Consider the following 12,918-nt stretch of genomic DNA (forward strand, 5'->3'; position numbering starts at 1 on the left):
TATTTACTGGTTTAGGGCAGGGTGAACCTGCTCTAATATTAGTAAAGTCATCAAAGGCAGAAAGGTAAAACTAGTGGTTGACGTAAATCGTTTTAAAAGTATGCAAATCACATTAGCCTCGCCAAGTAAAGTCCGCTCATGGTCTTATGGTGAAGTTAAAAAACCTGAAACAATCAACTACCGTACATTAAAGCCAGAACGTGAAGGGCTTTTTGACGAAGTTATTTTTGGTCCGACAAAAGATTGGGAATGTGCGTGTGGGAAATACAAACGTATCCGTTATAAAGGTATCGTGTGTGACCGTTGTGGTGTTGAAGTCACTCGTGCTAAAGTTCGTCGTGAACGTATGGGTCACATTGAATTGAAAGCTCCGGTATCACATATCTGGTACTTCAAAGGCATTCCATCTCGTATGGGATTGACACTTGATATGAGCCCACGCTCTCTGGAAGAAGTCATTTATTTTGCGGCTTATGTGGTCATTGACCCAATGGATACACCGCTTGAACCAAAATCATTATTAACGGAACGCGAATACCGTGAAAAAATCCAAGAATATGGTTATGGCTCATTTGTTGCGAAAATGGGTGCTGAAGCGATTCAGGATCTCTTGAAACGCGTTGATTTGGTTGCTGAAATTGCTGAATTGAAAGAGGAATTGAAATCTGCTTCAGGGCAAAAACGGATTAAAGCAGTTCGTCGTTTGGACGTGCTAGATGCTTTTCATAAATCGGGTAATAAACCAGAATGGATGGTCCTAAATATCTTGCCAGTTATTCCACCGGATCTTCGTCCGATGGTTCAATTAGATGGTGGTCGTTTTGCAGCATCAGATTTGAATGACTTGTATCGTCGTGTGATTAATCGTAACAATCGCTTGGCTCGTTTGTTGGAACTAAATGCACCAGGCATCATCGTTCAAAACGAAAAACGGATGCTTCAAGAAGCGGTTGATGCACTGATTGATAATGGTCGTCGTGGTCGTCCCATTACTGGACCGGGTAGCCGTCCGTTGAAATCTTTGAGCCACATGCTTAAAGGGAAACAAGGACGTTTCCGCCAAAACTTGCTTGGTAAACGTGTTGATTTCTCAGGTCGTTCCGTTATCGCTGTTGGTCCAACCCTTAAAATGTACCAATGTGGTGTACCACGTGAAATGGCAATTGAACTCTTTAAACCATTTGTGATGCGTGAAATTGTTGCACGTGAGTTTGCTGGTAACGTGAAAGCCGCTAAACGTATGGTTGAACGTGGTGATGAACGTATCTGGGATATTCTAGAAGATGTGATCAAAGAACACCCAGTTCTCCTTAACCGTGCACCTACCCTTCACCGACTTGGTATTCAAGCTTTTGAGCCAGTTCTTATTGACGGTAAGGCTCTTCGCTTGCACCCGCTTGTGTGTGAAGCTTATAATGCCGATTTTGACGGGGACCAAATGGCCATCCACGTGCCACTTTCCGAAGAAGCACAAGCTGAAGCTCGTCTTTTGATGCTTGCGGCAGAACATATCCTTAACCCTAAAGATGGTAAACCTGTGGTTACCCCATCTCAGGATATGGTTTTGGGTAACTATTATCTCACTATGGAAGATGCTGGTCGTGAAGGTGAAGGCATGATCTTCAAGGATAAAGATGAAGCTGTGATGGCTTACCGTAATGGGTATGCTCACCTTCATAGCCGTGTTGGTATCGCTGTTGACAGCATGCCAAATAAACCTTGGAAAGATAGCCAAAAACATAAAATCATGGTGACAACTGTTGGTAAGATTTTGTTTAACGACATCATGCCAGAGGACCTTCCTTACCTCCAAGAGCCAAATAATGCAAATTTGACAGAAGGAACACCAGATAAATATTTCCTTGAACCTGGACAGAAAATCCAAGAGGTAATTGATCGTTTGGAGATTAACGTGCCCTTCAAGAAGAAAAATCTTGGGAGTATCATTGCTGAAACTTTCAAACGTTTCCGAACGACTGAAACCTCAGCCTTCCTTGACCGTCTGAAAGATCTTGGTTATTATCATTCAACTCTTGCGGGGTTGACAGTAGGTATCGCTGATATTCCAGTTATTGATAACAAGGCAGAAATCATTGATGCTGCTCACCATCGTGTTGAAGAAATTAACAAGGCTTTCCGTCGTGGTTTGATGACTGATGACGATCGTTATGTTGCCGTTACAACGACATGGCGTGAAGCTAAGGAAGCTCTTGAAAAACGTCTGATTGAAACACAAGATCCTAAGAACCCAATCGTTATGATGATGGACTCGGGAGCCCGTGGTAATATCTCTAACTTCTCACAGCTTGCCGGTATGCGTGGGTTGATGGCTGCTCCTAATGGACGTATCATGGAACTTCCTATCTTGTCAAACTTCCGTGAAGGTTTGAGCGTTTTGGAAATGTTCTTCTCAACCCACGGTGCACGTAAAGGGATGACCGATACGGCCCTTAAAACAGCTGACTCAGGTTATCTGACTCGTCGTTTGGTTGACGTTGCCCAAGATGTGATTATTCGTGAAGATGATTGTGGTACTGACCGTGGGCTTCTTATTCGTGCAATCACAGATGGAAAAGAAGTGACAGAAACACTTGAAGAACGTCTTCAAGGTCGTTATACTCGCAAATCAGTCAAACACCCTGAAACTGGTGAAGTCTTGATTGGTGCTGATCAATTAATCACTGAAGACATGGCTCGTAAGATTGTTGATGCAGGTGTTGAAGAAGTTACCATCCGTTCAGTATTTACCTGTGCGACTCGTCATGGTGTCTGCCGTCACTGTTATGGTATCAACCTTGCAACTGGTGATGCCGTTGAAGTTGGTGAAGCAGTTGGTACCATCGCTGCCCAATCTATCGGTGAACCTGGAACACAGCTTACCATGCGTACTTTCCACACGGGTGGTGTAGCCTCAAATACCGACATTACACAAGGTCTTCCTCGTATCCAAGAAATTTTTGAAGCGCGTAATCCTAAAGGAGAAGCGGTCATTACTGAGGTGAAAGGTAATGTTGTTGAGATCGAAGAAGATGCGTCAACACGTACTAAGAAAGTTTACGTTCAAGGGAAAACTGGTAAAGGTGAATATGTGGTGCCATTTACAGCACGTATGAAGGTTGAAGTTGGTGATGAAGTAAACCGTGGAGCTGCTCTTACAGAAGGGTCGATCCAACCTAAACATCTCCTTGAAGTTCGTGATACCTTGTCTGTAGAAACTTACTTGCTTGCAGAAGTGCAAAAGGTTTACCGTAGTCAAGGGGTAGAAATCGGAGATAAACACGTTGAGGTAATGGTTCGCCAAATGCTTCGTAAAGTCCGTGTGATGGATCCAGGAGATACGGATCTTCTTCCAGGAACGCTTCTTGATATTGCAGACTTTACAGATGCTAACAAAGATATTGTTATCTCTGGTGGGATTCCTGCGACATCACGTCCAGTCCTTATGGGTATCACTAAGGCTTCTCTTGAGACCAATTCATTCTTGTCAGCTGCATCCTTCCAAGAAACGACGCGTGTCCTTACAGATGCTGCGATCCGTGGTAAGAAAGACCATCTTCTTGGTCTTAAAGAAAATGTTATCATTGGTAAGATCATTCCAGCTGGTACTGGTATGGCACGTTACCGTAATATTGAACCACAAGCCATTAATGAAATTGAAGTCATTGACAATGCAGATGTGTCAGAAGAAATAGCTCCTGTCACTGAAGCAGAAATAACAATTTAAATACTAAAAGGAGCCTGTATGGCTCCCTTTTTTCATGAAAAAGGGACTGTAGTCTAACTAGTATGAGCAGATATTTTTCAAAATCCCTATTATTTAGCTATAATAGGCATAAGAGGAATAGGTGTTATGTATCAAGTGATAAAAATGTATGGCGATTGGGAGCCTTGGTGGTTTCTAGACGGGTGGCAAGATGACATTGTAGAAGAAAAACAATTCGATAATTGGCAGGAAGCTCTTGCTTATTTTGAGCAAGAATGGCAGTGCATGAAACGACAATTTCCAAGCTACCACAGTCAGAAGAGTTTATTAGCAACTTTTTGGGAGAAAAAGGATACGAGATGGTGCGAGGATTGTGATGATATGTTACAACAATACCATTCCATTTTATTGCTGAAAAACAGGGACATTATCCCTAGTACGCACTATGTTTCTGATTTTGAACAGCGAAATGACTTGTCTCAAACCACTTATATCTGTCAATTGAACTTATAACCTTTTCCAAAACGAAAAAAGAAGAGAGAATGTCACAAAAGTGAGATTCTCTTTTTTGATTTACGAATAATTAATTGAGGAGGTCATTATGGTACAAACATTAGCAAAAACAATTCTTAAACAGGCAGAGCAACTTCAGGCTCAAGACATTTATATTTTACCGAAAACAAACCAGTATGACCTTTTTATGAGAATAGGTGATGAAAGGAGATTGATAGGTGTTTATAGGAGTGATCGGATGGCTCATCTTATTAGTCACTTTAAATTTGTTGCAGGAATGACTGTTGGAGAAAGACGGCGCTGTCAGCTTGGCTCTTGCGATTATGAACTTGATGAAGATATGTGCCTATCTCTACGTTTATCTAGCGTTGGAGACTACCGAGGGCAAGAAAGCTTGGTGATTCGCTTGCTCCATCATCAGAAAAAAGAATTGCATTATTGGTTTGATGGCATGACAAAAGTAGCAAAACAGGTTGGTGGTCGAGGATTATACTTATTTGCGGGACCTGTTGGTTCGGGGAAAACGACCTTGATGCATCAACTGATTGACAATCAGTTTAGAGAGGCTCAAGTCATTAGTATTGAAGATCCAGTAGAGATAAAAAATGAACAGGCTTTGCAGTTACAGGTCAACAATAGCATTGACATGACCTACGATAATCTGATTAAGCTATCTCTACGCCATAGACCAGATGTTTTGGTCATTGGTGAAATTCGAGATAGCCAAACAGCGAGGGCGGTGATTAGAGCCAGTTTGACGGGTGCTATTGTCTTTTCAACCGTCCATGCTAAAAGTATTGCCGGTGTTTATGCCAGATTGTTAGAGTTGGGAGTTACTAGAGCAGAATTGGCAAATTGCTTGGCAATGATTGCTTATCAACGATTTATTAGTGGAGGAGCTTTAATTGACTATACTAAAAAAGGGTTTGAAACGTATTCGCCAGACCAGTGGAATTGCCAAATTGATCAGCTTCTTGCAGCAGGACATATCAGTCCGAAACAAGCAAGGCTTGAAAAAATTATCTCGTAAAGACCAGCAAAAGATGATTCAATTATTGTTTAATCTTTTATCAAATGGCTTTAATCTGTCAGAAATCATTGCATTTTTAATGAAAAGCCAGCTTCTGCGTCAATCTTATATCCTTAGTATGCAAGAGGCACTGTTAAAGGGTCAGGGCTTGGCGGACATGTTAGCAGGTTTTGGTTTTTCAGATGCCATCCTTACACAGATTAGCTTGGCAGACAATCACGGAGATATTAAGACAACGTTAGCAAAACTCCAAATTTACCTTAAACAGATGAGTCACATACAAAGAAAAACCATTGAAGTTATCACCTATCCTATTATTCTTTTGCTTTTTCTCTTTGTCATCATGTTGGGGCTCAGACATTATTTGGTGCCACAGTTAGATGTTCAAAACAGCCTAACCTATTTTCTAAACAATTTCCCCCTTTTTTTCTTTGGGGGAAGTTTGTTAATACCATTGCTTTGGGGAATCTATTACTTGAAATGGCATTCTCAAAGCCGCTTAAAATTTTTTAGTCATTTGAGTGCTTATCCTTTTTTAGGGAAATTTTTGCGGCAATATTTGACAGCCTACTATGCCAGAGAGTGGGGAACTTTGATGGGTCAGGGGCTTGAGTTAAATACTATTTTGGCTATTATGGCAACTGAAAAATCCTTGTTAATGCAAGAACTTGCTGAGGATATTAAAAAGAGTCTCCTTGCAGGAGAAGCTTTTCACACCAAAATAGCTACCTATCCTTTCTTTAAGAAAGAATTAAGTTTAATGATCGAATACGGCGAAATTAAATCAAAACTTGGCAGTGAGTTAGAAATTTATGCGCAAGAAAGTTGGACTAGCTTTTTTAGTCAACTTAACCAAGTGACCCAATTTATTCAACCAGCAATCTTTTTAGTTGTTGCACTTATTATTGTTGTGATTTATGCAGCAATCTTATTACCAATTTATCAAAATATGGGAGGCATTTTTTAATGATACGGAAATGGAATAATTTGCAGAAATATCATCTAAAAGGTTTCACACTTCTGGAAATGTTATTAGTGATTCTTGTGATTAGTGTATTGATGCTGTTATTTGTACCGAATTTAAGCAAGCAAAAAGATAGAGTTACCGAGACAAGCAACGCAGCAGTTGTCAAATTAGTGGAGAATCAGGCAGAGCTTTATGAATTGTCTCAAGGAGAAAAACCGAGTTTGAGCCAGCTAAAAAATGATGGTAGCATCACAGACAAACAGGAAAAAGCCTATCAGGAATATTATGCGAAACATAAAAATGAAAAATCAAAACTTAAACGTTGAAGCATTTACTTTGCTTGAAACTCTGTTTAGCCTATTTGTGATGTCATTTGTTTTAATCGGGTTATCCCTACCAGTCACGAGTAGTTACAAGATGATTCAAGAAAATCTCTTTTTCACGCGTTTTGAATACCTTTATCGTCATCAACAAAAATTAGCTATTTTACATCAAGAGAAGCGAATTTTGACAGTATCTTTAAAGCAAGTTGAAGCAAAAGATGCCCTTTTAAGGATACCAGAGTCTATTAAGGTAAAAACAAGTCAACGTTTGGTGCTTGATCAGAGAGGAGGGAATCATTCGTTGGCAAAAATTTATTTTGAAAAGGGGGATCAACAAATCACTTATCAATTTTATCTAGGGAGTGGAAATTATCAAAAAACGAGTCGAAGCGTACATAGTTCTTGAAAGTTTGGTGGCGACAGGAATTCTTTTTTCAATTGTTATTCTAGTTTTAACCAGTTTGCATCAAAGCCAAATGCGTCTGAATCATTGCCGTAAACAACAAGAAAGACTGACTGTGGCTCTAATGGCTGTGCAGACAAGGCAAAAAGAATTGCATCTTAATGGGTGTCATATCACTGTTTCAGCCACAGAAAACCAGTTAAGCATTCGAGATAATGAAGGAGAGATAATTCGGATTGATAAAAAATAAGTGGATGATAAAAGCTTTTACTTTGTTAGAATCTTTAGTTGCTTTAATCGTTGTTTCAGGGTCGCTTTTGGTTTATCAGGGGTTAACGAAAAATATGATAAGACATAGTCATTACCTTGCTAATAATGATCAGGACAACTGGCTCTTATTTTCACAACAATTACGGGAAGAATTAAGCGAAGCAAGATTTTATAAGGTTGAGAAAAATAAACTTTATATTGAGAAAGGAAAGAAAATTTTGGTGTTTGGTCAGTTCAAAAGCCATGATTTTCGTAAGACAGCCAGTAATGGGCAGGGCTATCAACCGATGTTGTTTGGTCTATCTAGTAGTCAAATTAAGGCAGATCAATCACAAATTAGCATAAGCTTAACATGGAAAAGTGGTTTGGAAAGGACCTTCTATTATGCATTTCAAAACTAATCTTAAAGCTGGTATCCTCTTGTATGCGATGTTTATGGCTTCTGTTTTTCTGCTGGTTTTGCAGCTTTATCTTTACCAAACAACTCATCTCCATAAGGAATACCAAGCTCAAAGGGCTTATGTGAAGGCTAGATTAATGGCAGAAATGATTCATCAAAGTCGTGTTCAAGGTTCAGGACACCTATTTTTTAAAGAGGGGCAGGCTACCTATCGCTGTCAAAAAGATCAACTTGTTATTACGGTCGCACTTGATCAAACGAGCCATCATCAATTTAATTATTCCCCTCTCTATCCTGAAAGTCAGCAAGCAAATGTAACGATTGACAAGAAATATCAAAAAGAAAATTGATCATGCTAGCCTTGTAGCCGTTAGGATTGCGGTTCTTTTCATTTCAAGGGGAATTTGATATGATAGGGGTATGAATTTTGAAAAAATTGAAGAAGCCTATCAGTTACTTTTAGAGAATAGCCAGTTGATAGAAAATGATCTAAAAACACATATTTACGATGCGATTATTGAGCAGAATGCTTTCTATCTAGGTGCGGAAGGAGCAAGTCCTCAAGTTGCTAAAAATAATGAAAAGTTAAAAGCGTTACACTTAACAAAAGAAGAGTGGCGTAGAGTCTATCAGTTTGTTTTTATCAAGGTAGGTCAGACCGAAAAACTTCAAGCTAATCATCAATTTACACCGGATACGATTGGTTTTATTATCCTCTACATTTTAGAAAGTTTGAGTGACAACGATTATTTAGAAGTGCTTGAAATTGGTAGTGGTACAGGAAATCTCGCTCAAACGCTTTTAAATAATTCTAGAAAAACTATTGACTATGTAGGTATTGAAATTGATGATCTCTTAATTGATTTATCGGCCAGTATTGCAGAGCTTATGGGTTCCTCAGCTCATTTTATTCAAGAGGATGCAGTGAGACCCCAATTGTTGAAAGAAAGTGATTTTGTTATTAGTGATTTACCAGTAGGCTATTATCCAAATGATGATATTGCTAAGCGTTACAAGGTCTCTAGTCCAGATGAACACACCTATGCCCATCATTTACTGATGGAACAGTCTTTGAAATATTTGAAAAAAAATGGCTTTGCTATTTTTCTGGCACCAGTTAACCTTTTGACTAGTTCACAAAGTCAGTTATTGAAAAATTGGCTCAAAGGCTACGCCCAAGTTGCTGCTTTGATCACTTTGCCAGATGCTATTTTTGGAAGTCTTACCAATGCCAAATCCATTATTGTGTTGCAAAAACAGACAGACAATCCATCTGAAACCTTTGTTTATCCGATTCGTGATTTGAAACTTGCAGAGAATATTCAAGATTTCATGGAAAAATTCAAAAGATGGAAAGAGGATAATGTCAATTAAATTATTTTTTGATATAATAAAATAGCATTACAGAAAACGATTTCAAGAGAGGTTAAAAATGTCAAAGACAATTGCAATTAATGCAGGCAGTTCTAGTTTAAAATGGCAACTTTACCAAATGCCAGAAGAAAAAGTGTTAGCACAAGGGATTATTGAGCGGATTGGTCTTAAGGACTCCATTTCAACAGTTAAGTATGATGGAAAAAAAGAAGAGCAAATTCTTGATATTCCAGACCATACAGAAGCTGTTAAGCTCTTGTTGAATGATTTAATTCATTTGGGCATCATTGCAGCTTATGATGAAATTACAGGTGTTGGCCACCGTATCGTTGCGGGTGGTGAATACTTTAAAGAATCTGTTGTCGTGGATGACACAGTTGTTGAGCAGGTTGAAGAATTGTCAGCTTTAGCACCGCTTCACAATCCTGGAGCAGCAGCAGGTATTCGTGCTTTCCGTGATATTTTGCCAGATATTACCAGTGTTTGTGTGTTTGACACGTCATTCCACACAAGCATGCAAAAACATACTTACCTTTACCCAATTCCTCAAAAATATTACACTGACTACAAGGTTCGTAAATATGGAGCACACGGAACCAGTCATCAGTATGTAGCACAAGAAGCTGCTAAAATGCTAGGTCGTCCATTAGAAGAGTTGAAACTAATCACTGCCCACATCGGAAATGGTGTTTCAATTACAGCTAACTACCATGGGCAATCTGTTGATACTTCTATGGGCTTTACACCACTTGCTGGTCCTATGATGGGAACACGTTCTGGTGATATTGACCCAGCTATTATTCCTTATTTGATTGCTCAGGATCCAGAGTTGAAGGATGCTACTGATGTTGTGAATATGCTGAATAAACAATCAGGTCTTGGTGGGGTGTCAGGCATTTCTAGCGATATGCGTGATATTGAAGCTGGTTTGCAGGAGAAAAATCCAGATGCTGTTTTGGCCTACAATATTTTCATTGACCGTATCAAGAAATTTATCGGTCAATACTTTGCTGTTTTGAATGGGGCAGATGCTTTGGTTTTCACTGCTGGTATGGGAGAAAATGCACCATTGATGCGTCAAGATGTTATCAGTGGCATGTCATGGTTTGGTATGGAAATTGACCCTGAGAAAAATGTGTTCGGTTACCGTGGCGATATTTCAACTCCTGAATCAAAAGTGAAGGTTCTTGTTATTTCAACAGATGAAGAATTGTGTATTGCGCGTGACGTTGAACGTCTGAAAAAGACAACATAGAAGGAAACGACGGTTGAATGGATAACGAAGTAGAGGATAAAGTAGCTGCTTTATCCCACTTGGTTTTTAATAACCCATAATGTGCATGTTCGGGACCTGAAGTGCCTATTTGTTTAGGATTAAGGTAACAAATGAGGCGGTTAGACAATTCAATTAGACGATCATCAAGCTTTGGTTTCTTTTCTTGTTTCCTTGATTTTTAAATGAAATAGTAAACATTTAAAAAGAGGTAACAGTAGTATTGATGAAAAATATACCGAAACGATGCAACAGATGTCATGTTAACTTGATATACTGTGAGGATAAATGGCCAATCAAATTTAAGAACTCTACAAAGTCCTCTTGTTGATGCGATGGTGGATATGACCAAACGGACCATTATTTCACTAGAAGAGAGACATTATAGTGGCACATAAGTTAGCTACCTTTTTTAATTAACGGTTGAAGAGATTTTTTATTGGCTGGCAAACCTATGCTTTAGGTAAGAGCATGTTCAGTCTGTAGGGAGCCTGAAAGATAGAAATGGCAAATTGCCAGATTAAATGATGGCATTTTAGACAATTGAAACATTTTTCTTAACGTTGCTTATTGCTTGTCTCTGATAATCGCTCTATTATTTTTATTTCTCTTTATTTTTGATTAATTTGGGTCACTAAAAAATAGTGCAGATAAGAAGCATCTGTGCTAAAAAGCTTGTAGAATTGCCTACAAGCTTTTTACTTTTGCGAAGGTTTTGCCAATAGCAGAGTTGTTGGAATGTGTTAGACCGGTTCTTTCATAAATGATGCTTCTACCAACATCTAAGCAGTTGCGGGAGTTTTGAGAACTGACTAATAAGTTGTTGACACTGCTTTTTACTATGGTTTTGGTAATGAAATAAAGACAGGCAGCGTTTGAACTTGTTAAGGAAGTAAAGGTACTAAAAGTCTTTTCAACAACCTCAAAGGTAGTTTCAAAACTATCCATTGACGTTGTTATCAATGACTATTTAGAAGTTATTTGTAGTTAACGCTGTTATGTAGACGTTAAACTCTCATGTTTGGTATTATTTGTAATAAGTGGAGATTTTCATGAGTTAATGATCCAATCCTTAAGGAGAAATACTTGCTACCACAGGCTTGGTTATTTGAGTTTAATGCGCTTTCAAATCTATGACTTAACGTTGATAAAGACAAGGTCAGCTTGGTCGATCAGGTGTTGATATGATTGGGCATAAGCTAATTTAAACTGTTCTGCGATTTTTGGAATGTTGAGGGTTAAAGCAGCAGTCATAATCTCATTCGATGTTTAAGACCTTTTTTGATAATCCCGGTAGTTATTTTTCAAACATTAATAATGCTAATTGATAGTTGTTTTCTAGCCAGCTGCCTAATATTGTTTAATCAAGTCAACGGTTGAGCGATCAAGTCTTTTCACGATGGCTTGTAGGAAAGCTTGTGCCTCCATAAAATCATCTATAGCGTAAAGGCTTTGATGTGAGTGAATGTAGCGAGCGCAAACGCCAATCGTTGTTGATGGGACACCGCCATTTTTAAGGTGGGCGGCACCGGCATCTGTACCCCCTTTGCCGCAATAATATTGGAAGTTGACACCAGCTTCTTCGGCAGTTGTTATTAGGAAGTCACGCATGTCTTTTAGCATAACATGACCGGGATCGTAGAAGCGTAGTAAGGTACCATCTCCGATTTTTCCAGGATTACCATAAATATCTCCGGCAGGTGAGCAATCAACGGCAAAAAAGAGTTCTGGGTCAAATTTGGTGGTTGAGACGTGGGCTCCGCGCAGACCAACTTCTTCTTGAACGTTAGCACCTGCAATTAGGGTGTTGTTAAGGTCTTGTCCTTTTAGAGCTTCAAGCATTTCCGTTACCATGAGAACGCCATAGCGATTATCCCAAGCTTTTGAAATGATATTTTTTTGATTGGCTGTTAGGATAGTTTCAGATTGAGGGACAATAATATCTCCCGGTGTAATGCCAAAGCTTTCAGCTTCTGCCTTATCCGTAAAACCACCATCAAACACAATATCTTCGATATTTGGTAGACTAGCAGAGCCATTTACCCCACGTAAAAAATGGGGAGGTACTGATCCTGAGATAAGAGGAATAGCTTGACCAGCGCGTGTGTAAAGGGTAAACCGTTGTGAACTAACAACAAGTGGGTTCCAGCCACCGATTTCAACAACGCGTAGAGTGCCATCTGCCTTGATTTCTTTAACCATAAAGCCAACTTCGTCCATGTGGGCGGCCACTAGAATGCGTGGTGCCTGATTAGCTTTACTATCTTTAACCCCAAAAATTCCACCAAGTCCGTCTGTTTCCACCCGGTCAACAAGTGGGGTGATTTTCGCACGTAAGTAATCACGGACACTGTGTTCATAGCCAGCAATACCATCCAGTTCAGTTACTTCTTTGATTTTTGAAAATAAATTGGTCATTTTTTACTCCATCTTATAAGTCTAAGGAACAGTACGAAACTGTGATCTAACCTATATTTTACCATTTTTTAGAAGGAATGAGTTAGGGATTTTAAAGAGCAAGTAAAAATCCTAAAGACTGTTGATCTTTAGGACTTTTGGAACAAGCCATTACTTTCTAGGATAGATAATTTTTTTAGGAAGTAAATTGAGCATTAAGATGACAAAGCCAAGGCTTATCAATAAGAATAGTAGGGCACTAATT

At 39.1% G+C, this 12,918-nt stretch carries 14 protein-coding genes; 11 read left to right on the forward strand and 3 right to left on the reverse strand.

Annotated features, from left to right (window positions below; all coding sequences use genetic code 11):
• Positions 1–73 precede the first annotated feature (73 nt).
• From rpoC to H346_RS0100170, 11 genes are all read left to right on the forward strand, one after another.
• A complete protein-coding gene (rpoC, locus tag H346_RS0100120; protein WP_027969267.1) occupies positions 74–3,724 on the forward strand; it encodes a DNA-directed RNA polymerase subunit beta' in 3,651 nt (1,216 codons plus the stop codon).
• Between the two features lie 126 nt (positions 3,725–3,850).
• Complete coding sequence (locus H346_RS0100125; protein WP_027969268.1) at positions 3,851–4,216, forward strand: DUF1033 family protein; 366 nt, start codon at positions 3,851–3,853, stop codon at positions 4,214–4,216.
• Positions 4,217–4,304: 88 nt separating this feature from the next.
• A complete protein-coding gene (comGA, locus tag H346_RS0100130) occupies positions 4,305–5,246 on the forward strand; it encodes a competence type IV pilus ATPase ComGA (RefSeq protein ID WP_027969269.1) in 942 nt (313 codons plus the stop codon).
• Entirely contained in the window at positions 5,179–6,213 is a 1,035-nt protein-coding gene (gene comGB, locus H346_RS0100135; protein WP_279614474.1) for a competence type IV pilus assembly protein ComGB, read from the forward strand. Before comGA ends, comGB begins: the two co-directional genes overlap by 68 nt.
• The gene (comGC, locus tag H346_RS0100140; protein WP_027969271.1) at positions 6,213–6,539 is read left to right on the forward strand and encodes a competence type IV pilus major pilin ComGC; all 327 of its coding nucleotides are present in this window, start codon (positions 6,213–6,215) and stop codon (positions 6,537–6,539) included. The genes comGB and comGC overlap by 1 nt, the downstream gene beginning before the upstream one ends.
• The gene (gene comGD / locus H346_RS0100145; RefSeq protein WP_027969272.1) at positions 6,514–6,942 is read left to right on the forward strand and encodes a competence type IV pilus minor pilin ComGD; all 429 of its coding nucleotides are present in this window, start codon (positions 6,514–6,516) and stop codon (positions 6,940–6,942) included. Before comGC ends, comGD begins: the two co-directional genes overlap by 26 nt.
• A gap of 7 nt (positions 6,943–6,949) precedes the next feature.
• On the forward strand, positions 6,950–7,189 hold the full coding sequence (gene comGE / locus H346_RS0100150; protein WP_244147237.1) for a competence type IV pilus minor pilin ComGE: 240 nt from the start codon (positions 6,950–6,952) through the stop codon (positions 7,187–7,189).
• Positions 7,190–7,193: 4 nt separating this feature from the next.
• Positions 7,194–7,610, forward strand: coding sequence for a competence type IV pilus minor pilin ComGF (gene comGF, locus H346_RS0100155; protein WP_037562404.1), 417 nt, complete (start codon positions 7,194–7,196; stop codon positions 7,608–7,610).
• Complete coding sequence (comGG, locus tag H346_RS0100160; protein ID WP_027969275.1) at positions 7,594–7,959, forward strand: competence type IV pilus minor pilin ComGG; 366 nt, start codon at positions 7,594–7,596, stop codon at positions 7,957–7,959. Before comGF ends, comGG begins: the two co-directional genes overlap by 17 nt.
• Before the next feature lie 70 nt (positions 7,960–8,029).
• The gene (locus H346_RS0100165) at positions 8,030–8,983 is read left to right on the forward strand and encodes a class I SAM-dependent methyltransferase (RefSeq protein ID WP_027969276.1); all 954 of its coding nucleotides are present in this window, start codon (positions 8,030–8,032) and stop codon (positions 8,981–8,983) included.
• A gap of 58 nt (positions 8,984–9,041) precedes the next feature.
• Positions 9,042–10,238, forward strand: a complete 1,197-nt coding sequence (locus tag H346_RS0100170; protein ID WP_027969277.1) for an acetate kinase — start codon at positions 9,042–9,044, stop codon at positions 10,236–10,238.
• A 705-nt stretch (positions 10,239–10,943) separates the two neighbouring features.
• Here the strand turns inward: H346_RS0100170 and H346_RS10580 are convergent.
• The 3 genes from H346_RS10580 to pepA all read right to left on the reverse strand — a co-directional run bounded on the left by H346_RS10580 (position 10,944) and on the right by pepA (position 12,674).
• Complete coding sequence (locus H346_RS10580) at positions 10,944–11,204, reverse strand: hypothetical protein (RefSeq protein WP_027969278.1); 261 nt, start codon at positions 11,202–11,204, stop codon at positions 10,944–10,946.
• 183 nt (positions 11,205–11,387) lie between these two features.
• A complete protein-coding gene (locus H346_RS10905) occupies positions 11,388–11,510 on the reverse strand; it encodes a hypothetical protein (RefSeq protein ID WP_279614472.1) in 123 nt (40 codons plus the stop codon).
• A 96-nt stretch (positions 11,511–11,606) separates the two neighbouring features.
• Positions 11,607–12,674 carry a glutamyl aminopeptidase gene (gene pepA, locus H346_RS0100185; protein ID WP_027969279.1) on the reverse strand — a complete coding sequence of 356 codons (1,068 nt, stop codon included), beginning with the start codon at positions 12,672–12,674 and terminating at the stop codon, positions 11,607–11,609.
• Positions 12,675–12,918 lie beyond the last annotated feature (244 nt).

The organism is Streptococcus castoreus DSM 17536, from assembly GCF_000425025.1.
Classification (GTDB): Bacteria; Bacillota; Bacilli; order Lactobacillales; family Streptococcaceae; genus Streptococcus; species Streptococcus castoreus.

Bases quoted from the DNA above. Each gene is read 5' to 3' on its own strand.
- H346_RS0100125 (WP_027969268.1), top strand. From the start codon at position 3,851: ATGTATCAAGTGATAAAAATGTATGGCGATTGGGAGCCTTGGTGGTTT.
- comGG (WP_027969275.1), top strand. From the start codon at position 7,594: ATGCATTTCAAAACTAATCTTAAAGCTGGTATCCTCTTGTATGCGATG.
- H346_RS0100170 (WP_027969277.1), top strand. From the start codon at position 9,042: ATGTCAAAGACAATTGCAATTAATGCAGGCAGTTCTAGTTTAAAATGG.
- comGC (WP_027969271.1), top strand. From the start codon at position 6,213: ATGATACGGAAATGGAATAATTTGCAGAAATATCATCTAAAAGGTTTC.
- comGF (WP_037562404.1), top strand. From the start codon at position 7,194: ATGATAAAAGCTTTTACTTTGTTAGAATCTTTAGTTGCTTTAATCGTT.
- comGA (WP_027969269.1), top strand. From the start codon at position 4,305: ATGGTACAAACATTAGCAAAAACAATTCTTAAACAGGCAGAGCAACTT.
- comGD (WP_027969272.1), top strand. From the start codon at position 6,514: ATGAAAAATCAAAACTTAAACGTTGAAGCATTTACTTTGCTTGAAACT.
- H346_RS10580 (WP_027969278.1), bottom strand. From the start codon at position 11,204: ATGGATAGTTTTGAAACTACCTTTGAGGTTGTTGAAAAGACTTTTAGT.
- pepA (WP_027969279.1), bottom strand. From the start codon at position 12,674: ATGACCAATTTATTTTCAAAAATCAAAGAAGTAACTGAACTGGATGGT.
- H346_RS0100165 (WP_027969276.1), top strand. From the start codon at position 8,030: ATGAATTTTGAAAAAATTGAAGAAGCCTATCAGTTACTTTTAGAGAAT.
- H346_RS10905 (WP_279614472.1), bottom strand. From the start codon at position 11,510: ATGACTGCTGCTTTAACCCTCAACATTCCAAAAATCGCAGAACAGTTT.